The sequence below is a fragment of the Sphingomonas sp. UYEF23 genome, from assembly GCF_040546165.1.
Taxonomy (GTDB): Bacteria; Pseudomonadota; Alphaproteobacteria; order Sphingomonadales; family Sphingomonadaceae; genus Sphingomonas; species Sphingomonas glacialis.
This window is the reverse complement of sequence record NZ_JBEPNG010000002.1, coordinates 503,778-526,763: the sequence shown is the minus strand read 5'-3', so window position 1 is coordinate 526,763 and position 22,986 is coordinate 503,778. Positions and strand designations below refer to the sequence as shown.

General features: G+C 65.6%; 28 protein-coding genes, 1 tRNA gene and 1 pseudogene. 10 read left to right on the top strand and 20 right to left on the bottom strand.

The features are described 5' to 3' along the window. Positions 1-234 precede the first annotated feature (234 nt). Genes nuoF through ndhC form a run of 6 tightly spaced genes read right to left on the bottom strand, consistent with a single transcriptional unit; the run spans position 235 to position 5,203 of the window. Positions 235-1,539 carry an NADH-quinone oxidoreductase subunit NuoF gene (gene nuoF, locus ABIB28_RS05775; RefSeq protein WP_189675237.1) on the bottom strand — a complete coding sequence of 435 codons (1,305 nt, stop codon included), beginning with the start codon at positions 1,537-1,539 and terminating at the stop codon, positions 235-237. Next, positions 1,539-2,207, bottom strand: coding sequence for a complex I 24 kDa subunit family protein (locus ABIB28_RS05770; RefSeq protein ID WP_189675238.1), 669 nt, complete (start codon positions 2,205-2,207; stop codon positions 1,539-1,541). Before ABIB28_RS05770 ends, nuoF begins: the two co-directional genes overlap by 1 nt. Then, positions 2,207-3,442: an NADH-quinone oxidoreductase subunit D gene (locus tag ABIB28_RS05765; RefSeq protein WP_133189376.1), complete on the bottom strand. Its 1,236-nt coding sequence runs from the start codon at positions 3,440-3,442 to the stop codon at positions 2,207-2,209. The genes ABIB28_RS05770 and ABIB28_RS05765 overlap by 1 nt, the downstream gene beginning before the upstream one ends. Beyond that, entirely contained in the window at positions 3,439-4,263 is an 825-nt protein-coding gene (locus ABIB28_RS05760; protein WP_354287000.1) for an NADH-quinone oxidoreductase subunit C, read from the bottom strand. The genes ABIB28_RS05765 and ABIB28_RS05760 overlap by 4 nt, the downstream gene beginning before the upstream one ends. Further along, a complete protein-coding gene (locus ABIB28_RS05755) occupies positions 4,260-4,838 on the bottom strand; it encodes a NuoB/complex I 20 kDa subunit family protein (RefSeq protein ID WP_229839220.1) in 579 nt (192 codons plus the stop codon). The genes ABIB28_RS05760 and ABIB28_RS05755 overlap by 4 nt, the downstream gene beginning before the upstream one ends. Then, complete coding sequence (gene ndhC, locus ABIB28_RS05750) at positions 4,829-5,203, bottom strand: NADH-quinone oxidoreductase subunit A (RefSeq protein ID WP_133189380.1); 375 nt, start codon at positions 5,201-5,203, stop codon at positions 4,829-4,831. The genes ABIB28_RS05755 and ndhC overlap by 10 nt, the downstream gene beginning before the upstream one ends. A gap of 244 nt (positions 5,204-5,447) precedes the next feature. Between ndhC and ABIB28_RS05745 the strand changes: the two genes are divergently transcribed. Beyond that, positions 5,448-6,032, top strand: a complete 585-nt coding sequence (locus ABIB28_RS05745; protein ID WP_354286998.1) for a hypothetical protein — start codon at positions 5,448-5,450, stop codon at positions 6,030-6,032. Positions 6,033-6,072: 40 nt separating this feature from the next. Here ABIB28_RS05745 and ABIB28_RS05740 read toward each other — a convergent pair whose 3' ends face one another. The 4 genes from ABIB28_RS05740 to ABIB28_RS05725 form a co-directional block, all read right to left on the bottom strand. Next, the gene (locus ABIB28_RS05740; protein WP_133189384.1) at positions 6,073-6,885 is read right to left on the bottom strand and encodes an inositol monophosphatase family protein; all 813 of its coding nucleotides are present in this window, start codon (positions 6,883-6,885) and stop codon (positions 6,073-6,075) included. A 186-nt stretch (positions 6,886-7,071) separates the two neighbouring features. Continuing rightward, the gene (efp, locus tag ABIB28_RS05735) at positions 7,072-7,635 is read right to left on the bottom strand and encodes an elongation factor P (protein ID WP_010187254.1); all 564 of its coding nucleotides are present in this window, start codon (positions 7,633-7,635) and stop codon (positions 7,072-7,074) included. Between the two features lie 57 nt (positions 7,636-7,692). After that, on the bottom strand, positions 7,693-8,301 hold the full coding sequence (locus tag ABIB28_RS05730; RefSeq protein ID WP_354286995.1) for a M23 family metallopeptidase: 609 nt from the start codon (positions 8,299-8,301) through the stop codon (positions 7,693-7,695). Positions 8,302-8,305: 4 nt separating this feature from the next. Next, positions 8,306-9,322 (bottom strand): L,D-transpeptidase family protein, encoded by a 1,017-nt coding sequence (locus ABIB28_RS05725; RefSeq protein WP_354286993.1) that lies wholly within the window; start codon positions 9,320-9,322, stop codon positions 8,306-8,308. A 79-nt stretch (positions 9,323-9,401) separates the two neighbouring features. Here ABIB28_RS05725 and ABIB28_RS05720 point away from each other — a divergent pair, with 79 nt between their 5' ends. Beyond that, positions 9,402-9,947: a peptidoglycan L,D-endopeptidase MepK gene (locus ABIB28_RS05720; RefSeq protein ID WP_354286992.1), complete on the top strand. Its 546-nt coding sequence runs from the start codon at positions 9,402-9,404 to the stop codon at positions 9,945-9,947. 1 nt (position 9,948) lies between these two features. Here ABIB28_RS05720 and ABIB28_RS05715 read toward each other — a convergent pair. From ABIB28_RS05715 to ABIB28_RS05695, 5 genes and pseudogenes are all read right to left on the bottom strand, one after another. Beyond that, positions 9,949-10,224: pseudogene (locus ABIB28_RS05715) on the bottom strand (type II toxin-antitoxin system RelE/ParE family toxin). Then, positions 10,199-10,393: a type II toxin-antitoxin system RelB family antitoxin gene (gene relB / locus ABIB28_RS05710; RefSeq protein ID WP_322162890.1), complete on the bottom strand. Its 195-nt coding sequence runs from the start codon at positions 10,391-10,393 to the stop codon at positions 10,199-10,201. The pseudogene ABIB28_RS05715 and the gene relB overlap by 26 nt, the downstream one beginning before the upstream one ends. Before the next feature lie 32 nt (positions 10,394-10,425). Further along, positions 10,426-11,124 (bottom strand): thiamine phosphate synthase, encoded by a 699-nt coding sequence (thiE, locus tag ABIB28_RS05705; RefSeq protein WP_189675244.1) that lies wholly within the window; start codon positions 11,122-11,124, stop codon positions 10,426-10,428. After that, the gene (locus ABIB28_RS05700) at positions 11,114-11,563 is read right to left on the bottom strand and encodes a hypothetical protein (RefSeq protein WP_189675245.1); all 450 of its coding nucleotides are present in this window, start codon (positions 11,561-11,563) and stop codon (positions 11,114-11,116) included. Before ABIB28_RS05700 ends, thiE begins: the two co-directional genes overlap by 11 nt. 36 nt (positions 11,564-11,599) lie before the next feature. Further along, entirely contained in the window at positions 11,600-12,508 is a 909-nt protein-coding gene (locus ABIB28_RS05695) for a class I fructose-bisphosphate aldolase (RefSeq protein ID WP_133189402.1), read from the bottom strand. Positions 12,509-12,643: 135 nt separating this feature from the next. Between ABIB28_RS05695 and ABIB28_RS05690 the strand changes: the two genes are divergently transcribed. Both ABIB28_RS05690 and ABIB28_RS05685 read left to right on the top strand, forming a co-directional pair. After that, complete coding sequence (locus ABIB28_RS05690; RefSeq protein WP_354286989.1) at positions 12,644-13,849, top strand: MFS transporter; 1,206 nt, start codon at positions 12,644-12,646, stop codon at positions 13,847-13,849. A gap of 48 nt (positions 13,850-13,897) precedes the next feature. Continuing rightward, positions 13,898-14,404, top strand: coding sequence for a TlpA family protein disulfide reductase (locus ABIB28_RS05685; protein ID WP_354286987.1), 507 nt, complete (start codon positions 13,898-13,900; stop codon positions 14,402-14,404). 55 nt (positions 14,405-14,459) lie between these two features. On the opposite strand, the gene ABIB28_RS05680 is transcribed toward ABIB28_RS05685, so the two are convergent. From ABIB28_RS05680 to gap, 3 genes are all read right to left on the bottom strand, one after another. Beyond that, complete coding sequence (locus tag ABIB28_RS05680; protein WP_354286985.1) at positions 14,460-15,665, bottom strand: phosphoglycerate kinase; 1,206 nt, start codon at positions 15,663-15,665, stop codon at positions 14,460-14,462. Beyond that, positions 15,662-16,069, bottom strand: a complete 408-nt coding sequence (locus ABIB28_RS05675) for an MOSC domain-containing protein (RefSeq protein ID WP_189675588.1) — start codon at positions 16,067-16,069, stop codon at positions 15,662-15,664. The genes ABIB28_RS05680 and ABIB28_RS05675 overlap by 4 nt, the downstream gene beginning before the upstream one ends. A 169-nt stretch (positions 16,070-16,238) precedes the next feature. Next, a complete protein-coding gene (gene gap, locus ABIB28_RS05670; RefSeq protein WP_133189407.1) occupies positions 16,239-17,249 on the bottom strand; it encodes a type I glyceraldehyde-3-phosphate dehydrogenase in 1,011 nt (336 codons plus the stop codon). Between the two features lie 178 nt (positions 17,250-17,427). On the opposite strand from gap, the gene ABIB28_RS05665 reads away from it, so the two are divergent. The 4 genes from ABIB28_RS05665 to ABIB28_RS05650 all read left to right on the top strand — a co-directional run bounded on the left by ABIB28_RS05665 (position 17,428) and on the right by ABIB28_RS05650 (position 18,961). Beyond that, positions 17,428-17,616, top strand: a complete 189-nt coding sequence (locus ABIB28_RS05665) for a hypothetical protein (protein ID WP_354286983.1) — start codon at positions 17,428-17,430, stop codon at positions 17,614-17,616. After that, positions 17,616-17,903 (top strand): cell division protein ZapA, encoded by a 288-nt coding sequence (locus ABIB28_RS05660; RefSeq protein WP_133189409.1) that lies wholly within the window; start codon positions 17,616-17,618, stop codon positions 17,901-17,903. The genes ABIB28_RS05665 and ABIB28_RS05660 overlap by 1 nt, the downstream gene beginning before the upstream one ends. 306 nt (positions 17,904-18,209) lie before the next feature. Continuing rightward, positions 18,210-18,755: a 5-formyltetrahydrofolate cyclo-ligase gene (locus tag ABIB28_RS05655; protein ID WP_354286981.1), complete on the top strand. Its 546-nt coding sequence runs from the start codon at positions 18,210-18,212 to the stop codon at positions 18,753-18,755. Then, positions 18,752-18,961, top strand: coding sequence for a DUF2842 domain-containing protein (locus ABIB28_RS05650; protein WP_189675250.1), 210 nt, complete (start codon positions 18,752-18,754; stop codon positions 18,959-18,961). Before ABIB28_RS05655 ends, ABIB28_RS05650 begins: the two co-directional genes overlap by 4 nt. A 141-nt stretch (positions 18,962-19,102) precedes the next feature. On the opposite strand, the gene ABIB28_RS05645 is transcribed toward ABIB28_RS05650, so the two are convergent. Continuing rightward, a tRNA-Asp gene (locus ABIB28_RS05645) sits at positions 19,103-19,179 on the bottom strand. Positions 19,180-19,223: 44 nt separating this feature from the next. Further along, entirely contained in the window at positions 19,224-20,438 is a 1,215-nt protein-coding gene (locus ABIB28_RS05640) for an AI-2E family transporter (RefSeq protein ID WP_133189412.1), read from the bottom strand. 55 nt (positions 20,439-20,493) lie between these two features. Here ABIB28_RS05640 and ABIB28_RS05635 point away from each other — a divergent pair, with 55 nt between their 5' ends. Together ABIB28_RS05635 and ABIB28_RS05630 are read left to right on the top strand one after the other, a co-directional pair. Next, complete coding sequence (locus ABIB28_RS05635; protein WP_354286979.1) at positions 20,494-21,975, top strand: FGGY family carbohydrate kinase; 1,482 nt, start codon at positions 20,494-20,496, stop codon at positions 21,973-21,975. A gap of 46 nt (positions 21,976-22,021) precedes the next feature. Beyond that, positions 22,022-22,984: a CPBP family intramembrane glutamic endopeptidase gene (locus ABIB28_RS05630; RefSeq protein ID WP_354286977.1), complete on the top strand. Its 963-nt coding sequence runs from the start codon at positions 22,022-22,024 to the stop codon at positions 22,982-22,984. Positions 22,985-22,986 lie beyond the last annotated feature (2 nt).

Here is a 22,986-nt window from a genome sequence, read left to right as displayed (position 1 = left end):
TGTGCAAGCCCTGATTGCCGGTTAAGACCGACTTCATCCGAACTCCACCACCGAGCCCATTGGCTCGGCGATTTTCTATCCAAGCGGCCAAGGAATTTAGAGTGGATTCCGGCTGCATGGGTTCGTCTGATCGCGTTGAGTCGCCGCGCATGTAATTTCCGCACTGGTATGGATAGGGTTCGAACCGCTCGATGCTACCATCGGGCCGGCGCGCCTCTTTGAAAACTTTCGCGGTCATTCAGCCGCTTCCATCATCGGCGAGAGACCACCACCGCGCTTTTCCGTAATCCGCCGCTCCATTTCGGGGCGGAAGTGCTTGATCAGGCCCTGGATCGGCCACGCCGCAGCATCGCCGAGCGCACAGATCGTGTGGCCTTCGACCTGCTTGGTCACTTGATACAGCGTGTCGATCTCGGAGATGTCGGCGTCGCCGGTGCGCATCCGCTCCATCACGCGCCACATCCAGCCGGTGCCCTCGCGGCACGGCGTGCACTGGCCGCAGCTCTCATGCTTGTAGAAGTACGAGAGGCGGCTGATCGCGCGGACGATGTCGGTCGACTTGTCCATCACGATGATCGCCGCGGTGCCGAGCCCCGAGCCGACCTTCTTGAGGCCGTCGAAGTCCATCGGGCAGTCCATGATCTCGGCCGCTGGCACCAACGGCACCGAGGAACCACCGGGGATCACCGCGAGGAGGTTGTCCCAGCCGCCGCGGATCCCGCCGCAATGCGTCTCGATCAACTCGCGGAAGGTGATCGACATCGCCTCTTCGACGACGCACGGCTTGTTCACATGGCCGCTGATCTGGAACAGCTTGGTGCCGCGGTTGTTCTCCGCGCCGAAGCTGGCGAACCACTCCGGCGAGCGGCGCAGGATCGTCGGAACGACCGCGATCGACTCGACGTTGTTGACCGTCGTCGGGCAGCCGTAGAGCCCCGCCCCTGCCGGGAACGGTGGTTTCAGGCGCGGCTGGCCCTTCTTGCCCTCGAGGCTCTCGAGCATCGCCGTCTCTTCGCCGCAGATGTATGCGCCGGCGCCGCGATGGCAGAACACGTCGAAATCATAGCCCGACCCGCAAGCATTCTTGCCGATCAAGCCCTTGTCATACGCCTCGGCAATCGCCGCGAAGAGCACTTCGGCCTCGCGGATATATTCACCGCGGATGTAGATGTACGCCGCGCGCGCGCGCATCGCGAAGCCCGCTATCAGCGCGCCCTCGATCAGCTTGTGCGGATCGTGGCGGATGATCTCGCGATCCTTGCATGAGCCCGGCTCGGACTCGTCCGCATTGATCACCAGGAAGTTCGGGCGATCCGCCTTCGGCTCCTTGGGCATGAACGACCATTTGGTCCCGGTCGGGAAGCCGGCGCCACCACGGCCGCGCAGGCCCGATGCCTTGACCGCGTCGATCAGCGCATCCTGCCCGAGCGCCATCAGGCCCTTGGTGTTGTCCCAATCACCACGCTTGATCGCGGCGTCGATGTTCCACGGCTGGAAACCGTAGACGTTGGTGAAGATGCGATCCTTGTCGGCGAGCATCAGGCCCACTCCTCGCGATAATCGTGGTTTTCATCGACCATTGCGGTGAGCGAGGTCGGCCCGCCCGCCGGGCAGCTGTCGCGACGCCCGGTCTGCGAGCCCGGCGTCACCGTCCCGCCCGTGGCGAGTGCCTCGAGGATCGCCGTGGTCTTGTCGTAATCCAGGTCTTCGAAATTATCGTCGTTGATCTGGACCATCGGCGCGTTGGCGCAGGCACCGAGGCACTCGACCTCGGTGAGCGTGAACATGCCGTCGGGCGTCGTGCGCCCCTTGATCAGCCCCTTGTTCTTGCATGCCGAGAGCACGTCGTCGCTGCCGCCGAGCAGGCACGGCGTCGTGCCGCAGACCTGGACGTGATAGCGGCCGACCGGCGCCATGTTGAACATCGTGTAGAAGCTGACGACTTCGTAGACGCGCATGTACGGCACGCCGATCTGGCGCGCGACGAACTCGATCACCGGAACCGGCAGCCAGCCTTGCGTCTGCGTCTCGGCGCCGACCTGGCGCTGCGCGAGATCGAGCAGCGGAAGCGACGCCGATTGCTCGCGCCCCTTGGGATAGCGACCGAGGATCTCGTTCGCTTTCTTCTGGTTTTCTTCGGTCCAGGCGAACGCGCCCCAGCGGGCGCGGGTCTCGGCTTCGTCGGGGATCTTGGGGGCTTCAGCCATTAGCGGTCACATTCACCAAAAACGATGTCCATCGCACCGAGGATCGCGGTCGTGTCGGCGAGCATGTGGCCCTTCGACATGAAGTCCATCGCCTGCAGATGCGAGAAGGCGGTCGGGCGGATCTTGCAGCGATACGGCTTGTTGGTGCCATCGGCGACGAGATACACGCCGAACTCGCCCTTGGGGCTTTCGGTCGCGACATAGACGTCGCCGGCCGGCACGTGGAAGCCCTCGGTGTAAAGCTTGAAGTGGTGGATCAGCGCTTCCATCGAGCGCTTCATCTCGGCGCGCTTGGGCGGGACGACCTTGCGGTCGAGCGACGCGATCGGCCCCTCTGGCATCTCGTTGAGGCACTGCTTCATGATCCGCGCCGACTGGCGGACTTCCTCGACGCGCACCATGAACCGGTCATAGCAATCGCCACGCGTGCCGACCGGCACGTCGAAGTCCATCCGGTCGTACACGTCGTACGGCTGCGACTTGCGCAGATCCCAGGCGATGCCCGAGCCGCGGATCATCGGACCCGAGAAGCCCCATTTGATCGCATCGTCACGGCTGACGGTCGCGATGTCGACGTTGCGCTGCTTGAAGATGCGGTTGTCGGCGACGAGCGAGATCGCATCCTCGAACAGACGCGGCAGGCGCGTGTCGAGCCAGTCGGCGATGTCGGTCAGCAGCTTGAGCGGCGCATCCTGGTGGACGCCGCCCGGACGGAAATAGGCGCTGTGCATGCGTGCGCCCGAGACGCGCTCGAAGAAGTTCATGCAATCTTCGCGGATCTCGAACAGCCACAAGTTCGGCGTCATCGCGCCGACGTCCATGACGTGCGACCCGAGGTTCAGCATGTGGTTCGAGATGCGCGTCAGTTCGGCGAACAGCACGCGCAGATATTGCGCGCGAAGCGGCACTTCGAGATCGAGCAATTTCTCGACCGCGAGCACATAGCTATGCTCCATGCACAGCGGCGAGCAGTAATCGAGGCGATCGAAATACGGCAGCGCCTGCATGTAGGTCTTGTATTCGATCAGCTTCTCGGTGCCGCGGTGCAGCAGGCCGACATGCGGATCGACGCGCTCGATGATCTCGCCGTCGAGCTCCATCACCAGGCGAAGCACGCCGTGCGCCGCGGGATGCTGCGGACCGAAATTGATCGTGTAGTTCTGGATTTCGACGTCGCCGACCTCGGGGTCTTCGCCGTCGAAACGCTTTTCGAGCTGGTCGAGATACTCTGTCACTGGTTCTGCCCCTTGGGGGAGGGAACGACATCGGGATCGGCAGGCTTCTCGCCGGCACTCGGACCGGGCTTGCCGGCGCCCGATTGCGCGGTGCTTTCGGTCGTCTTCGGGTCGCTCGGCGCGGCCTTGGCCGACACGTTGGCGTCGGCCTTGACGATCTCGTCGGCCTTGAGCGGCGTCGGCGCGCCCTTCTCTTCGGGAAGCTTAGCGTTCTCGTCGCCCGGAAGGACGTATTCGGCGCCTTCCCACGGGCTCATGAAGTCGAACGTGCGAAAATCCTGCGCAAGCTGGACAGGCTCGTACACGACGCGCTTGGCCTCTTCCGAATAGCGCAGTTCGACATAACCGCTCAGCGGGAAGTCCTTGCGCTGCGGATGACCGCGAAAACCGTAGTCGGTGAGGATGCGACGCAGATCGGCATTGCTCGAGAAGAGCACGCCGTACATGTCGTACACTTCGCGCTCGAGCCAACCCGCGACCGGCCAGATGCCCGTCACCGATGGCACCGGCTTCTCGTCATCGGTCTGCACATGCACGCGGATGCGATGGTTGCGCGTCAGCGAGAGCAGGCAATAGACGACTTCGAAGCGATCGACCCCGCGATCGGGATAGTCGACGCCGGCGATTTCCATCAGCTGCTGATATTCGAGACCGGGCGTATCGCGCAGCGCGACCATCGTCTCGAGCAGCGAGACGCGATCGACGTGCAGCGCGACTTCGCCGACGGCGTCGAGCGAATGCAGCAAACGGCCACCGAGTGCCGCCGAAGCGGCTTCGATCACGCCGTCATTGGCGACATAGGCGGGTGCAGGCGCCCTCACCGTTCGATCGTCCCGACGCGGCGGATCTTCCGCTGGAGCTGCATGATCCCGTAAAGCAGCGCTTCGGCGGTCGGCGGGCAGCCCGGCACGTAGATGTCGACCGGAACGATCCGGTCACAGCCACGAACGACCGAATAGCTATAGTGATAATAGCCGCCGCCATTGGCGCACGACCCCATCGAGATAACGTATTTCGGCTCCGACATCTGGTCGTAGACCTTGCGCAGCGCCGGGGCCATCTTGTTGCACAGCGTGCCGGCGACGATCATCACGTCCGACTGGCGCGGCGACGCGCGCGGTGCGGCGCCGAAGCGCTCGAGATCGTAACGCGGCATGTTGACGTGGATCATTTCGACCGCGCAGCACGCCAGACCGAACGTCATCCACCACAGCGAGCCGGTGCGCGCCCAGTGAAACAGATCCTCGGTCGAGGTGACGAGGAAACCCTTGTCGCCGAGTTCGCCATTCAGATCGTTGAAGAACGCCTGATCGGGCTGGATGATGTCGCTGCCGCTCGGCTGCCGCAGCAGTTCGACGGGGCCCGAGTGACCGGGCAGGCTTGGTGCTACTCCCATTCGAGCGCTCCCTTCTTCCATGCATAGACGAGGCCGAGCGCGAGTTCGACGATGAACAGCATCATCGAGCCCCAGGCGACCCAGCCGAGTTTGAAGACCGATACGGCCCAGGGATAGAGAAACGCCGCTTCCAGGTCGAAGATGATGAACAGGATGGCGACGAGGTAGAAGCGCACGTCGAACTGGCTGCGCGGATCCTCGAATGCGGGGAAGCCGCACTCATATTCGCTGAGCTTTTCGGCGGTAGGCTTGTGCGCGCCGGTAAAGCGTGCCGCCAGAATCGGCAGGAACACGAAGGCGCTCGACAGCACCAGGGCTACGCCCAGGAACAGCAGAATCGGGAGATATTGCGACAGGTCGAGCATGATCAGCCTTGGGTGCTTCTCGCATGTGCGAACGGATGCCCGGGGCTTTAGGACGATGCCCCGGAGCGGGCAAGGCTTAGAGGCGTGAGAATGAATCGCAACAAGTCCGGCGAAGCGTCGTGCTTGACGTACAATCGCGATGCGTCAAACTCTTAGCGGGGACGAGCATCGGGGGATGGCAATGCGCGCGCGGCATATCGTGCTTCGGCTGGCGGTTTTAATGGCGGCTGCGGCGCCCTCCAGCGTGTCGGCTGACGCCCTGCCCCGGCAAGTCCGCACGCTTTTCGCGATGACGCCCGATCAATTCGCCGCCGCGGCCGATGTGAAGGACGACGCGCTCGAGACCATCGCGACGATATCCACGATGCGCGGCTGGCAGCAGCACGACGGGCTGCTCGGGATCGTCAACGACGACGGCTTCTTTCGGGCGTTCATCGACAAGACGAGCGGCGAGACGCGGTTCCAGGTCTATCATATGGTGCGCTACACCGAGCAGCACCGTGCTCGGTTCGAGGTGGTGAACTACGAAACGCCCGACGGACCGGTGTCGGTGCCGCTCATCCCCATCGGCCGCTACCGCGGATCGTGCCGCGTCTATGTCGGGTGCGCGTATCTCGAGACCTTCGCTTTCCCGGTCGAGGAAGCACTGCTGCGCACGCTCGCGGCGAAGTACCTGCCGGGCCGGGTCGCGGTGTGGAAATATCGTCTGAAGGCGAAAACCGGCGCCGAGCGGGACGAGGGCTTTGCCCCGGCCGAGATCGCGGGGATATTGATCGAGGTCGATCATTATCGCGCGGCGCATGGCCTAACCGGCGCGCAGACCCGATAAATTCTTGCCCCTCCCCTTCAAGGGAGGGGCTTTGGTCCGCTTACCGCAGCGCGTTTGCGAGCAGCTTGTGCAGTCGCGATTGCAGCGCGTCGTTTGCCGCAAGAATCTCGCTGCGCTGCATCATCTGGTCGCTGCCACGGAAATCGCTGACGAAACCGCCGGCTTCCTTGACCAGCAGCATGCCCGCCGCGACGTCCCACGGCTTGAGGCCGCTTTCCCAATACCCGTCGTACCGCCCCGCCGCGACCCAGGCGAGGTCGAGTGCGGCCGAGCCCATCCGGCGGATGCCAGCGACTTCGGGCGCGATCGCACCGAAGATGCGGCTCCACTCGGTGAAATTGCCGTGGCCGAGGAAGGGAATGCCCGTCGCGATCAGCGAATCGGAGAGGTCGCGGCGTGCCGAGACGCGCAGGCGCTGCTCCTGCACCCACGCGCCGCGGCCCTTTTCGGCCCAGAAGGCTTCGTCGGTGATCGGCTGATAGACCATCGCCGAGGTGATCTCGCGCTTGCCGTTGGGCAGCGTCTCCTCGACCGCGATCGAGATCGAGAAATGCGGGATGCCGTGGAGGAAGTTAGTCGTACCATCGAGCGGATCGACGATGAAGCGCGGCTTGTTGGGGTCGCCGGGGACTTCGCCGCGCTCTTCCATCAGAAAACCCCAATCGGGGCGCGCGCGCGACAATTCCTCGTAGATCGTCTGCTCGGCGCGCTCGTCGGCCATCGACACGAAGTCGGCGGGCCCCTTGCGGCTGACCTGAAGCTGCTGGACTTCGTTGAAGTCGCGCCGCAGCCGCGGGCCGGCCTTGCGGACCGCGCGGTCGATGATCGTCATGAGGCCGGAATGGGAGGGCATTGGCTATACTCGATAGAGACTCTTGCCCTCTCCCGCGCGCGGGAGAGGCTACGGAGACTTGGTCCGCCCTCTTCGGGCGGGCCTAGTCGTAGTCGGTGAGGGCCTTCTTCGTTCGGCGCGTCGATTAGAAGAAGGCCCTCACCCAACCCTCTCCCGCGAAAGCGGGAGAGGGTTAGGCAGAATTGATCAGTCCGCGCGGCGGACGTAGGTCTGCTCGTACACATCGACGACGATCCGCGTGCCAGCCCCGATATGCGGCGGCACCATCACGCGCACCCCGTTCTCGAGGATCGCCGGCTTGTAAGACGAAGAGGCGGTCTGACCCTTCACCACGGCATCGGCCTCGACGATCGTTGCTTCGATCGTGTCGGGGAGCTGCACCGAAATCGGGCGCTCGTCCCAGAGCTCCATGACGACGTCCATACCGTCCTGCAGGAAAGCCGCCGCGTCGCCGAGAATGCCGGCGTCGAGCGTGATCTGCTCGTAATTGATCTTGTCCATGAAGGTCAGCGTGTCGCCCTCGCGGAACAGATACTGGAAATCGACCGTGTCCATCCGGACTTTCTCGACGCTTTCGGCCGAACGGAAGCGGACATTGGTCTTGCGGCCGTCGATGAGGTTCTTCATCTCGACCTGCATATAGGCCCCGCCCTTGCCCGGCTGGGTATGCTGGATCTTGACGGTCTTCCAGATACCGCCTTCATATTCCAGGATATTGCCGGGACGAATTTCGACCGCGTTGATCTTCATGGGGGAGCCTGTAGTTGGAAAGAGCCAAGCGCACGGCACGCCGCGCGGACGTGCGCCTTAGCGGGGCAAGGCCTTTCCGGCAAGATAGGGGTAGGGATCGACGTCCATGCCTTCGTACCAATGCTGGTCGGGCGTGGTGTGCGTCAGACCGAAATGCAGGTGGAAATTGCCGGCGCCGGCATTCCCGGTGTCGCCGACATAGCCGAGCACGGCCCCGACCTTGACCGACTGGCCCTCATGAAGGCCCGGCGCATAACCGCTGAGATGGGCATAATAATAGGTCCAGTTCCGCGCCGGGGAACGGACGTACACGGTCGTCCCGCCCGCGGCGCTGGTCCAGAGCTTCTCAACGGTACCGGGCGCCGCCGCCAAAACCGGCGTGTTGGCAGGCGCTGCCAGGTCGGTGCCATGATGTTCGCGCAGCCCGTTTTCGCGCGGATCGCCCCACGACTCGCGAACATCGTGTCGCCGCACGCCGCCGATCGGGACCGCGAGCACTGCGCCCTCCCCCGCCGCACCGACCGCTGGCGGGGACTTCACGGCGGGCGATCGCTCGGCGCTGCCACCGATGCGGCGCGAGGCCTCCGGCAGCAAGGCGAGCAGCGCGATCCACGCCGCCGCCATGATCGCCAGCGAGATCAGAACGAAACGCGCAACCCGGCTCACGCGGTCACTTCTCGAAAATGGCCGGCGTGCCAGGCTTGACCATCATTGCGAGCCGCGCGGCGTCCCAATTGGTCAGGCGGATGCAGCCATGGCTTTCGGCGCGACCGATCGTCTCGGGCGAGGGCGTGCCGTGGATGCCGTAATGCTCCTTCGAAAGATCGAGCCACACCACGCCGACAGGACCGTTCGGCCCCGGCGGAAGCAAGGCGGCCTTCGCGCTGCCCTTGGCATCCCAGAACAGCTTGGGGTTGTAATGAAATGGCGGGTTGTACGACGGGCCGTTGATCTTCCACGTGCCGATCGGCAGCGGATCATGCTCGCTGCCCATCGTCGCCATGAACTGCGCGACGAGCTTGCCGTCCTTGTCGAGCACGCGCAGCACTTCGCGCGATTTGCTCACCACGATCTTCGCGCCTGCCGGCTGCGTCGAATCGACGTTGAGAGAAGCCAGGGTCTGCCGCCATTTCTCCGGCAGTTTCGGATTGTACGCCATCGACGTCGCGATTGCGTTCGGGACGACGATCTTGCTCCCCGCTTTGAGCGGCGTCGTCGGGCTGTTAAGCTCGACCAACACCGCTGGCGTGGTGTGGAACATCTCGCCGAGCTTCTCCATCGCAGTGCGATAGCCAAGCTGCGGCAGCTTCGCCTGCAGCGCCGGGTCCTTCGGCAGCGGGTTGATGTACGGGCCCGCAAGCATTTCCGGCGTGAGCGTCACCATCACGGTCGGGCGCCACTTACGATCGGGATACAGTGCCTGCAGCGTCGGCTTGTCCATTGCGCCGGTTTGCTCAAGACCGCGCGTTTCCTGAAAACCCTTCAGTGCGGCAACCAGCGACTTACCCTCGCGACCATCCAGCACGCCGGGCGAGAAGCCGAGATGATCGAGGATCACTTGAACGTGAAGCGTGGACGGATCGAGCTTGGTCGCGGCGGACGCAGCTTTTGTTCCCGGCGCGGCAGCGGCGATCAGCCCAAAGGAGGCTATCGCCAGACAGGCCGTTCCGGCCACCATTTTCCGCATTACGCTCGGCTCCTACATATTCACTATGCAGACAACGACTTGTGACACGCTTGTGTCCGACACTTTACGCGATCCCGAAATGAAACTTTCGCGACGGGGCCTGATCGGCGGCGTGCTTGCCGGCGGTGCGGCGCTCGCCCTTCCGCTTCCCGCGGTCGCCGTTGGCACGGAGTGGCGCCTCGCGATCCGCAACGTCCACACCGGCGAGAGCGTTGACGCGCTGTTCGCGCGCAACGGATCGTTCGTTCCGCAAGGCTTGGCCGAGCTCAACCACGGCCTGCGCGACTGGCGCACCGGCCAGGCGACCGCGATGGACCGCCGGCTGCTCGCCTTGCTGGTGAGGCTGCGCGACAAGCTGGAATTGAGCGGCCGTACCAAGATCGACCTTATTTCGGGCTACCGATCACCCGCCACCAACGCCTCGCTGCGCGCCCGAGGCGGTTCGCATACCGGCGTTGCGAGCCAGAGCCAGCACATGCTGGGCAAGGCGACCGACATCAAGGTCGCTGGCGTGCGGCTTGATCGGTTGCACGGCGCGGCGTTGGCGCTGGGCGGCGGCGGTGTGGGGTTTTATCCGCGCGACGGTTTCGTCCACGTCGACACCGGGCGCGTGCGGCACTGGTAGATCAGGGGTAGTCTTGCCGGGTGTGCAGGACGGCAAGAATGTCGATTGCGGTCTCGCCGACCTGATAGACCAAGATATAATTCGGGTGGACGACCGCCTCGCGCGTCCCACTCACCCGGCCGGACCGATACATCTAGGGATGGAGCGGCAGCCTCTCCGCGGCCTGCTCGAACAGCGACTGCAGGCGATCCGCCGCGAGCGGGTTGCGCGCGGCGATGAACGCCGCAATCTGGTCCAGCGCGTCGAGCGCTTCAGCGGTCCAGACGACCGGCAGCACGCTTCGCCTCGGCTATCGTCCCGCGCACCCGCCGCATCGCTTCGTCATGCGGGATCTTAGGCCGAGTCGAATCAAGCGCCTCCTGGACTTTCGCCCGAAACCAGACATCATATGCCTCGGCCTCCTCGGTGGTGGCGAATTCGGACTCGATCGGAGACAGCTTGGCCATGCCCCCGCTTTAGCACGAATCCGCGCCAGCCTCTAGCCAGCGAGCACCGCTGCGAAGGCTTGAACCGCAGCGGCCTCATCGCCGCCCCACACCGCGCTCGATACCGCGACGAAGTCCGCACCTGCCGCAACCAGCGGCGCGGCATTGGCCGGGGTTATCCCGCCGATCGCGACGCAGGGGATTTCGAACACCGTCGTCCACCAGCTCAGCAGCACCGGATCGGCGACATGGTCGGTCACCTTCGTCGTCGTCGGATAGAAAGCGCCGAACGCGACATAGTCCGCCCCAGCCTCGCCCGCTTCCATCGCGAGGTGGCGGCTGTCGTGGCACGACACGCCGATTTGCGCCGTCGTCCCCAATTCGCTGCGCGCCTCGCGCGGGTCGCCGTCTTCCTGGCCGAGATGCACGCCATCGGCGCCGAGCCGCTTGGCGAGCGCGATGCTGTCGTTGACGATGAAGGCGACATCGGCATCGGCACAGATCCGCTGCAGCGGATCGGCAAGCGCGGCGGCGACGTGCTGGTCGACGTCCTTGACGCGGAACTGGAACGCCGCGACCGGCCCGCCGTCGAGCGCGCGCTTCAAACGATCGGCGAAGCCGCCGGTGACGTCGAGCGGCGAGACGAGATAGAGCTGGCACGGCGGCCGGCGGATGTCGCGCGTGAAGCGTGCCGCGAAATTGGGGTCAAGCGGGCCGAGCGGATCTTCGCCGCGTGCATCTTCAATGTCCATCGCTTCGCGATAGCGCCGCGATCGCGGCATGGAAAGCCACCGGATCATCGAGCTTGTGCGCGACTGCGTGGAGTTGCCCGCCGCGCCGCGTGGCGAGCGGCGGGTGGAGATCGACGACAACGTTCGGCCAGCTTGCCAAAGCAAGGTTGAGGACACCACGCTGCTTGATCGCCGCTGCATCCCAGCTGGCGCGCAGCCCCGCGATCTGCGCCACGGGCATCGTCACACTCTTCAGCCACCCGGCGCGCATCGTCAGCACGCCATCCGCCAGCGTCACGGGCAGGCGCCGGAACGATCGGATCAGGCCGATCAGCGCAATCACCAGCGAGGCATCGAGCACGCCAGCAACCAGCGCCGCCCACCAGCCGAGCCATGCGACGACGACGAGATGCACCACCAGCATCTCGACGATCGCGATGCCGAGCAGAACGCCTATCATCGGAGCCAAACTCCGATGATAGGCGAATTCCACGGCTTATTCCTCGTTCTTGTAGATTGCGACGATCTTGGCGAGCATCTCGAGCGCTTCGTCGCGCGGGCGCTGGAAGGTGTTGCGCCCGATGATCGAGCCGTTGCCGCCGCCGTCGCGAATGTCGCGCGCGTCCTGATAGACCGCGTCCGACCCCTTCGCCGCGCCGCCCGAGAAGACGACGATCCGGCGCCCGGCAAAGCTCGACTGGACGACGTGCTTGACGCGGTCCGCCTGGTTCGACCAGTCGGTGCCCTCGTACATCGGCTTGGCCTCTTTCTGCTCGATGTGATCGCTCGGCAGCTTGACCTTGATGATGTGCGCGCCGAGCAATGCCGCCATGTGCGCGGCATAGGCGCCGACGTCGAGCGCGAGCTCGCCCGACTTGGGCAGCACGCCGCCACGCGGGTACGACCAGATCACCGTGGCGATGCCGACCGACTTGGCTTCGGCGGACATTTCGCGGATCTGGCCGATCATCTCGAACAAATCGTCCGAACCCGGATAGATGGTGAAGCCGATCGCCGCGCAGCCGAGCCGCACCGCGTCCTCGACCGAACCCGTCACCGCCTGGTTGGCGCCCTGCGCCCAGCTGTTCGAGCTGTTGACCTTGAGGATCGTCGGGACCTGGCCGGCAAAGGTTTGTGCGCCCGCCTCGATCATGCCGAGCGGTGCAGCGAACGCCGAGAGGCCGGCATCGACCGCAAGCTGCCAGTGATAATGCGGGTCATACGCCGCCGGATTGACCGCGAAGCTGCGCGCCGGGCCGTGTTCGAAGCCCTGATCGACCGGGAGAATCACCAATTTGCCGGTGCCGCCGAGCTTGCCGTGCATCAGGATGCGCGCAAGATTTGCCTTGGTAGCAGGGCTATCCGACTCATATTTGTCGAGAATGGCTTGAACTATTGGGGTCATCGACAGCTCTCCGGTTGTGACTCTTTGTGCGGCTGATAGTCAGCCCGGCAATGGACTGCAACGCAGCAATCGTGGGCTAGGCGATTGCGACCTGCGCACTTGCCTTTCGTCGCCGCGCGCGCTTTCGCAGGCGGCATGAGTGATCCCGATACGCATGACCTGTCCCCCGCCGTCACCGCCCTTATTGCGGTTGCCTGCGGGGCGATGGTGGCCAACCTCTATTACGCCCAGACGCTGATCGGCATGATCGGCCCCGACATCGGCCTGTCGCCGTCGGCGGCCGGCGGCATCGTCACGCTGACCCAGCTTGGCTACGGCCTTGGCCTCGCCTTCATAGTGCCGCTGTCCGATCTGATCGAGAACAAGCGGCTGATCATCATCGCCACCGTCGGCGCGGCGCTCGGCTGCATCGGCATTGCGCTGGCCGAGGGGCCGCGGACCTTCCTGATAGCAGGACTCGCCACCGGGATTTGCTCGGTCGGCGCGCAAGTCCTCGTCCCGCTCGCCGCCAAGCTCAGCAGCGAAGCGCGCCAAGGCCGGACGATCGGGCTGGTGATGAGCGGACTGCTTACCGGGATCATGCTCGCGCGACCGGTCGCGAGCTTCGTTGCCGGCGCGCTGGGGTGGCGCGCCTTGTTCTTCTGGTCGGCTGGCGTCACCGCGCTGGTCGGCCTCGCCTTGCTGCTGATGCTGCCATCGCGACGTCCTGACAGCACCCTCACCTATTCCGCGCTGCTGGCCTCCTCGCTCGAACTGCTGCGGCGCTATCCCGTCCTGCGGCTGCGCGCGGCGTACCAGGCGCTGCTGTTTATCGCGTTCAACCTGTTCTGGACCGCGGCGCCGCTCGTCCTCACGCAGCGCTTCGGGCTAGGGGCGAACGGCATCGCCTTGTTCGCGCTTGCCGGCGCGGGCGGCGCGCTTGCGGCACCAATTGCCGGCTATCTCGCCGACAAGGGCCACGCGCGCGCGACGACGCTCGTCGCGCTGGTGCTCCTGATGCTGTCGTTCATCGCCGCCGATCTGGTCGTCGCGGCCGGCGCGCTGATCGCGTTTGCGGTGACCGCGGTGCTGATCGACGCGGCGGTGCAGCTCAACCAGATTTCGGGGCAACGCATCATCTTCGGGCTCGACAGCGCGGCCGGCGGGCGGATCAATGCCGCCTATATGACGATCGTCTTCGTGTTCGGCGCGAGCGGATCGCTGATCGGCAGCGCGAGTTTCGCGGCGGGCGGTTGGTCGTTCTCGAGCCTGATCGGCGCTGCGATCGGCGGTTTGGCGTTGCTGCTCTATCTGCTGTTCGATCGCCCGTCCGCCCCCCAAGCCGAGCGCGCCAAGGATTGACCGCCCGCGTGATCCGCGACACTCTCGTGCGCTTACGGGGGCGTCGCGATGCGGATTTTATCGAGATTTTCTTGCAGCTGGGCGCTGGTTGTTGCGGCTGCTCTATTGGCGGGCGCGAGCCCGCAACCCAAGGTCGGCGATCTGGCTCCGCCGTTCGAACTGACGCTGATCGACGGCAGCAAGGTTTCCTCCGACCAGCTTCACGGGCACGTCGTCGTGCTCAACTTCTGGGCGACGTGGTGCGGGCCGTGCAAGCAGGAGCTACCACTGCTCGATGCCTATTACGAAGCGCAGAAAGGCCACGGCCTCAAAGTCTTCGCGATCGCGACCGAGGATTCGCTCCAACCGTTCCAGCTCAAGAAGCTGTTTGCGGTGATGCACATGCAATCGGCGCGGCGGATCAAGGGGCCCTACGCCGCGATGGCGGGCGTGCCGACCAACTTCATCATCGATCGCGCCGGGCGCCTGCGCTACGCCAAGGCCAATGCGTTCGAGCTCGGTGAACTCAACGCGCTGCTCGTGCCACTGCTCCAGGAGCCCGTGCCGGCGGGGTGAGCCGCAACCCCCCCTCCCCGGCACCTGCCGGGGAAGGAGACGGTCGGCCGGCCGTTTACCGCGAGAGCGCAGCAACCCCCGGCAAGTCCTTGCCTTCCATCCATTCCAGGAACGCACCACCCGCGGTCGAGACGAAGGTGAAGTCGTCGGCCGCGCCCGCCTGGTTGAGCGCCGCGACGGTATCGCCGCCCCCCGCGACCGAAACGAGCGAGCCGCTCTTGGTCAGCGCCGCCGCGGTCTCCGCCAGCGCGACGGTTGCGGTGTCGAACGGCGGCGTCTCGAACGCGCCGAGCGGGCCGTTCCACACCAGCGTGCGGCAGTTCTTGAGCACGTCGGCAAGCGCCTCGGTCGCCGCCGGCCCCACGTCGAGGATCATCTCGTCGGCGGCGACCTCATGGACGTTGACGGTACGGACCGGCGGGTTGGCGCGGAATTCCTTCGCCACCACGACGTCATAGGGCAGATGGATCGTGCAATTGGCTTGCTCGGCTGCTGCGAAGATCTCTTCGGCAGTGCCTGTAAGCTCATGCTCGCACAGGCTTTTCCCGACATCGACACCGCGCGCCGCAAGGAAGGTGTTCGCCATCCCGCCACCGATGATGAGATGATCGACGCGGGCGACGAGATGCTTGAGCACGTCGAGCTTGGTCGACACCTTGGCGCCACCGACCACCGCCGCGACGGGATGCTCGGGATTGCCGAGCGCCTTGTCGAGCGCGTCGAGCTCGGTCTCCATCGCGCGACCCGCAAACGCCGGGAGCAGATGCGCGAGCCCCTCGGTCGAGGCGTGTGCGCGGTGTGCGGCCGAGAAGGCATCATTGACGTAGAAATCGCCGAGCGCGGCGAGTTGCGCCGCAAACGCGGGGTCGTTCTTTTCCTCGCCGGCATTGAAGCGCGTATTCTCGAGAATTGCGACATCGCCCGGCTGCAGGTTCGCCATCGCATCCGCCGCGCCGTCATAGTCGACGAACTGGACCGGACGGCCGAGGACGGTCTCGTACGGCTTGGTGAGCAAGGCGAGCGACATATCGGGATTGCGCATGCCCTTGGGCCGCCCGAAATGCGCGAGGATCAGCACGATCGCGCCCTTGTCGGACAGTTCGGTCACCGTCGGCAAGGTTGCGCGGAAGCGCGTGTCATCGCTGACTTTTCCGTCTGCCATGGGGACGTTGAGATCTTCGCGGACCAGCACGCGCTTTCCGCGCACGTCGCCCATGTCATCGAGGGTCTTGAAAGCGCGCGTCACTGAAGAATCCGTCATGGTTCCACCCTGATTGAATCGCCGACGCGGATGATCCCGCCGACAAGAACACGCGAACAAGCGCCGCCGCGCCAATCGGGCAGCAATGCTGCCTTCAAGCCGGGCGCGAGCGCTTCCATCCGTTCGCACGGATCGGTCTCGCGTGTGATGGTGAGGACGACATCGTCCCCGATATGCACTTTGGTGCCGGCGCGCTGTGGCAGATCAAGGCCTTCGACGAGCAGGTTCGAACGCCGCTCGAACCACGGCAGGCTGTGGCCGACCTCTTCCATCGCGGCGTCCCAGTCGGCACGCTCGATCAACGTGACCTGCCGCCGCCCCTTGCCACCGGGCTTTATCGTTCCGCGAAAGTCGCCGTGGATCCCGCCATCGAGCGTGACCTCGACATGATCGACGGTCTCCATCGGCCCTTTGGGTCGGCCGTGGCGCGCGATGCCCGCCAAGGTTCCGAGCACTGTACTCAACCTACCCCCCGTCACCCCCGCGGAGGCGGGGGTCCCGCTTTTGTCCGTCGTTGCAGAAAAAGCGGGATCCCCGCTTTCGCGGGGATGACGGGCGGTGGTCGAGGTCACCTTAGAGGAACTTCCCCATCGCGCCGGCGGTATCGACCATCCGGTTCGAGAAGCCCCATTCGTTGTCGTACCAGCTGACGACGCGGACGAGCTTGCCGTCCATCACCGCGGTCTCGAGGCTGTCGATCGTCGACGACGCCGGCGTGTGGACGATATCGATCGAGACGAGCGGCTCGTCCGAATAGACCAGCACGCCCTTGAGCGGACCGCTCTCCGACGCTGCCTTGAGGATCGCGTTGACCTCGTCCTTGGTCGTCTCGCGCGACGGCATGAAGGTCAGGTCGATCAGGCTGCCGTCGGGAACGGGAACACGGATCGCCGAGCCGTCAAGCTTGCCCTTGAGCTCGGGAAGCACTTCGCCGACGGCGCGCGCCGCACCGGTGGTGGTCGGGATCATCGACATCGCAGCGGCGCGTGCGCGGCGCAGGTCCGGGTGGATCTGGTCGAGGATCTTCTGGTCGTTGGTGTACGCATGAACCGTCGTCATCAGGCCGCGCTCGATGCCGATCGCATCGTTCAGCACCTTGGCGACGGGCGCGAGGCAGTTGGTCGTGCACGAGGCGTTCGACACGATCGTGTGCTCGGCGGTCAGCTTGTCATGGTTGACGCCGAACACGACGGTCAGGTCGACGCCCTTGCCCGGTGCCGAGATCAGCACCTTCTTGGCGCCCGCGTCGAGATGCTTCTGGCAGCTCTCGCGGTCGGTAAAGAAGCCGGTGCATTCGAGCACGATGTCGACGCCGAGTTCCTTGTGCGGGAGATTGGCGGGGTCGCGCTCGGCAGTGACGCGGATGCGCTTACCGTCGACGACGAGATCGTTCCCCTCGGCCGAAACCTCGCCGGGATATTTGCCGTGGACCGAATCGCGGCTGAACAGCCAGGCGTTCGACTTGGCGTCGGCGAGATCGTTGATCGCCACCAGTTCGAGACCCGTGTCACCGCGTTCGAGCACTGCACGCGCGACAAGGCGGCCAATGCGCCCAAAACCGTTGATCGCTACCTTGATCGTCATCGTCCTGGCTCCTTAAAGCTTTGCGGTCGATCGGCGGCGCGCCGCCGACTCTTCTTCGATGCGCGCGTCTTTGCGGGCGCGCGGGCAGCGCGTCAACCGCCCCGAACGCGCGGCGAGTGGGGCAGCGCGCGCACGAACCCGCCTTGTTCGGGCGGTGCGCCATGCTATCTCACTCGGAATGGCAGACACCTCCACCGCTTCGACCCTCGACCGCATCGACCGCGCGCTGGAGCGCATCGAAGCCGCCGCCGCCGCCCGCACCGCCAGCACCGCCGCCCTCCAGAAGCGCCACGAAAAGCTGCGCGCGCGCATGGCCGAAGCCGTCTCGGCGCTCGACACCGTAATCGCACGCGAGAGCGAAGCCTGATGGCCGACGTCACGCTCGAGATCGGCGATCGTCGCCACGTCGTCTCCTCGCCCGACGGGCAGGAGGACCAGTTGCGCCGGCTCGCCGCGATGCTCGACGCGCATTGGCCGATGGCGGTGCGCGCATCGGGCGGGCTCAGCGGCGAGCGCACGATGATGTTCGTCGCGCTGATGCTCGCCGACTCGCTCGAGGAGGCCAATCGCCGCCCGGCCGAGATCAAGGACGAGGTGCTGCTCACCACGATCGCCGAGCGGCTCGAATCGCTCGCCAACTCCCTTGAGCAATAGCGGCACAGCGCCTATATCGATTGGTGGCGGGCACTGCCCGGTACGAGCCTTTATTATCCCTGAGGCTATTCATCATCCAAGGGGGTTGTCCCTGCTAGGGTCTTGGCCCGAAGCACATGATCCCCACCTGACGTACCGCGCGTCAGAGGATAACCCGGCACACGGCCACGGCGGTCCCGCCACCGCTTCCCCCCCCTTGCGACGCCTCCGTCGCCCCGGCGAAGGCCGGGGCCGGCCAGCGGTGCGCGCGCGGCCAGCCTCACGCGCCCGACAGAACGGCCCCGGCCTACGCCGGGGCGACTGCGCGTGATCGACAAGCGAGCTCTGCGCGCGCGCATCCGCGCCGCGCGCGACGCCTTCTTCGCAGACGGCCCTCCCGCCATCGTGCCGCCGCCAGAATTGCTTGCGCTGCTCGAGCCCGGCCTGACCGTCACCTCCTACGTCCCGATCGGCAGCGAAGCCGACCCCGCCTTGCTCGCCCGCGCCGCGGTCGAGGCCGGATGCAGCATCGCGCTGCCGCATGTGACGATTCGCACCGAACCGATGCGCTTTCTCGCCTGGGAAACCGAAGCTGCCCTTCAGCCGGGCCCCTATGGCCTCAGCCAGCCCGCCAGCGATGCAAGCGCGCTAGTCCCCGACATCATCCTGACGCCGCTGCTCGCGTTCGACGCCAAGCTCGACCGGCTCGGCCAGGGCGCCGGCTATTATGACCGCGCCTTCGCGCAATTCCCGCACGCCCGCCGCATCGGTGTTGCGTGGAGCGTGCAACAGGTCGACAGCTTGCCGACCGATCCGTGGGACGTGCCGCTCCACGCGATCATCACCGAAACCGGATGGAGCGAACGTCGATGACCCCTAGCTGGCGCAAACCGGTTGGTATGCTCGCCATCCTCGCCTTGATTGGCCTGTGGTGTGTCGTCGCGGCGAGTCTGTCGGGCGTCGTCGGCCAGTGGCACCCGCTGCTGCAAGCGCTGTTCTACCTTGTCGCGGGCGTCGCGTGGATCTGGGTCTTGCCGCTTCGGCGCATGCTGGCGTGGATGGAAACCGGCATCTGGTGAAGCGGGCATGTTTCGCGGGGCGATGTCCCCGCGTGCTACAAACGCGCACGTGCAATCTGGCTGAAGCATGAGCCGTGGCCGGAGTTACATAATGTAATGTCTGGGATCTAAGTCCGCGAAACGCCATCCCAATCGAGGGAATGGCGCGAGTGACGGGACTCGAACCCGCGACCTCCGGCGTGACAGGCCGGCGCTCTAACCAACTGAGCTACACCCGCTTATTCAGCGTGAGGCGCGTCTCTATGGGGGTGACTCCTGACTGTCAACCGCCCGTTTCACCTTCTTCCGAAGAATTTGCAAAATTGCTGCGGCGGCGCTGGGTCAAGGTCCCGTGTTCAAACAGGAAACCGGCGATATCGGGTTTCCCCGCCGCCCCCAGCACGGTTTGCAGGATAATCAGCAACGGCACGGCGAGTAGCGTTCCCGCCGTCCCCCACACCCACGACCAGAACGAAATCGACACGAGAATCATGATCGGGTTGATCGTCAGGCGGTGCCCGACGATCAGCGGGGTGATCGCATTGGCCTCGACCAGATGGCAGCCGATCATCACGAACGCCGGCACCAGCGCCACCCAGATGTCGTGAAAGGTCATCAACCCGCCGAGCGCGAGCAGCAGCGCGGCGGTGATCGGCCCGAAATAGGGTACGTAATTGAGCAAGGCGACGATCCCGCCCCACATCAGCGGAAACGGCATGCCCATCACGTACAGCAGCCCCGAAATCGCCAGTCCGAGCGCGAGGTTGATGATCGTGATCGTCCCGAGATAGGCCGAGGTATCGTCGACCACGTTCTGGATGACGCGCGCGGTCGCCATCGCGCCGCCGAAGCTCGAGCGGCTGGTGATCGTGCGGCGACGCAGCCGCGTCCAGCCCGACAGGAAGAAGAAGACGACGAGGATCCCGAAGAACACCTGGACGATCACCGACGGCGCAAAGCTCGCGGCGAGTTCGAGGATCGAGCTCGGCGGCGTCACCGCAGCCGTCGGTGGCGCCTTGACCGGGCCCGTCGCGGCGAGGTGCTGCACCGTGCGATTGAGGTATTTCTGGAAGCTCGCATAGAGATCGATCAGCGGAGCGATGTTCATCTGGATGCGGTCAATCCGCTCGGGCAGCCGCCGAAAGAACTCGGTGGCGGGCACGATGATCGCTGCCAGCGCGACGTTTGCCGCAACGAGGAACAGCAGGACGCACGTCAGCGCCGCGAGCGCCGACGGCACGCGCCGCCGCTCGAGCCATTCGAGAATCGGCACCAGCGCGATCGCGATCACCAGCGCCGCGGTCGTCGGCAGGAAGAACTCCGCCCCCGCCTTGAGCGCGAACGGCAAGGCGACTGCCAGCCCCACGCCGGCAATGAGCGTCAGCGCCGCGAGCAGGCGATCGCGCCGCATCGCGATCCGCCATTCATCCTCGGGCTCCTCGGTCGGAACCGGGGGGAGTTCGAACGCCCCACTCGTGCTGTTGTCGCGTTCTGCCATGCGCGCGACCGTAGCGGCATTCCCACGCCACGCAAACGGCGCTAGCCATAGCCTTATGTCCGATCTTCTCCTCGTTATCGACGAAGGCACGACCTCGACTCGTGCCATGCTGTTCCAGCCCGACGGCCAGTGCCGCGCGACCAAGGCGCTCGAGCTCACCCAGCACTATCCGGCCCCCGGGCGAGTCGAGCATGACGCGCGCGAAGTCTGGGAGAAGACGCTCGCGGTGACTCGCGCCGTGATCGCGGAGGCGGGCGGTGCCGAGAAGATCGCGGCGATCGGCATCACCAACCAGCGCGAGACCGTGGTGTTCTGGGACCGCGAGACCGGCGAGCCCTTGAGCCCGGCAATCGTCTGGCAGGACCGTCGCACCGCCGCGACCTGCCGCGACCTCAAGGAGGCCGGCAACGAACCGATGGTCCAGGCCAAGACCGGCCTGCTACTCGACCCGTATTTCTCGGGGAGCAAGATCGGCTGGGCGATGCAGAACTGGCCAGAGGTAAAGGCGGCGGGCAAGCGTCTGGCGGTCGGCACGGTCGAGAGCTGGCTGATCTGGAAGCTAACGGCCAACGAAAATCGGGGCGGCCTGCACATCACCGATGCGACCAATGCCAGCCGCACCGCGCTGATGGCGATCGGCAGCGGCAATTGGGACGACGGGTTGATCGACCTGTTCGGCGCACCGCGCGCCGCCTTGCCCGAGATCGTCGATTGCGCAGGCCGCTTCGGCGAGACGACGCTGTTCGGCGCCGCAATCCCGATCTGCGGCATCGCGGGCGACCAGCAAGCCGCGACGATCGGCCAGTCATGCCTCAAGGTCGGCGAGACCAAGGCAACCTTCGGCACCGGCGCGTTCGTGCTGAGCCAGGCCGGCCCGACGCCCCCCACATCGCGCAATCGCTTGCTCTCGACGATCGTGTGGCAGCTCGACGGGCGGCGCGCCTATGCGCTCGAGGGCTCGGTGTTCGTCGCGGGCAGCTTGATCAAATGGCTGCGCGACGAGGTCGGGCTGATCGGCAGCGCGGCCGAGACCGAGGCGCTTGCGCACAGCGTGGCCGACAATGGCGGCGTCTATTGCGTCCCCGCACTGTCGGGGCTCGGCGCGCCGTGGTGGGAGCCCGATGCGCGCGGATCGATCTCGGGCCTGAGCTTCTCGACCGGCAAGGCGCATATCGTCCGTGCCGCGCTCGAGGCGATGGCGCATCAGGCGCACGACCTCAAGACCGCCTTCGCCGCCGATGGCGTCGACTGGAAAAGCGTACGGATCGATGGCGGGATGGTCGCCAACAACTGGATGGCGCAGGACATGGCCGACATCCTCGGGGTCTGCGTCGAACGGCCCAAGTTCGCCGAGACCACCGCGCTCGGCGCGGCGATGCTCGCCGGGATCGGCTGCGGGCTGTTCGAGGATCTCGCCGCCGCGAGCGTGATGCGCGGTGCGGTCGAAACGTTCGAACCGCAAATCGCCCCCGACGCGCGTGACGCGCGGCTCGACGGCTGGCGCGCCGCCGTCCAACGCGTCATCGCGGCGCCGTGAAGCGCGGCAGGCGTCGCGCGACCGCGCTGTTACCCAAGGATTCCAGATGATCGACCACGCACCCGCCACGCCTGCTCCGCGCCGCGGGATCGGTTTCATTTTCAAGGGCAAGGACGGCCTGCGCGCCGGGTGGAGCCTGGCGATCTTCCTCGCGATCTTCAGCGCGTTGATGGTGGTGGCAAGCGTCATTATCCGGCCCAAGCCGCCCGGCCCCGGCCTGCCGCAACCGCTGCTCGGGTCGCTCGTCCCCGAGGCCGCATTCTGCGTCGCGGTGCTTGTCTCAGGACTGCTGCTGTCGCTGATAGAGCGGCGGCGGTTCGCGAGCTACGGCTTGCGGCGCGAACGGCGGGGGAAGGATCTGCTCGCCGGCATGGGCTGGGGTGCGGCGATGCTGTCGCTGCTGATCGGCCTGATGGCGCTGTGCGGCGCGCTGGTATTCGACGGCGTCGCGCTCGGCGCGGGTGCGGCCTTGGGATATGGCGCAGCGTGGTTCGGCTTCTTCTGCCTCGTCGGCCTGTTCGAGGAATTCCTCACGCGCGGCTTTTTGCAATATACGCTCGCGCGGGGTGTCGCCGGCCTGATCGCGTCGGTTTCGCCGAGCGCGCGCTCAGCACGGACGATCGGCTTCTGGGTCGCAGCGGCGGTCTTTTCGGTCGGGCTGTTTGCCGCCGGGCATATCTCGAACGCCGGCGAATCGGCGATGGGGCTGCTCAGCGTCGCGCTTGCCGGGCTGACCTTTGCCTATGCGCTCTATCGCACGGGCTCGTTGTGGTGGGCGATCGGCTTCCACGCGACGTGGGACTGGGCGCAGTCGTTCCTCTACGGCGTTCCCGATTCGGGGATGATGATGGAAGGGCATCTGCTCGCGACGCATCCGACTGGCGCGGCCTTGCTGTCGGGCGGCGCGACCGGCCCCGAGGGCAGCGTGCTGATCGTCCCGACCTTGCTGCTGACGATCCTCATCATCCACCGCACGCTGCCGCGGCGCGCGACCGCATTCGACGCCTGAGC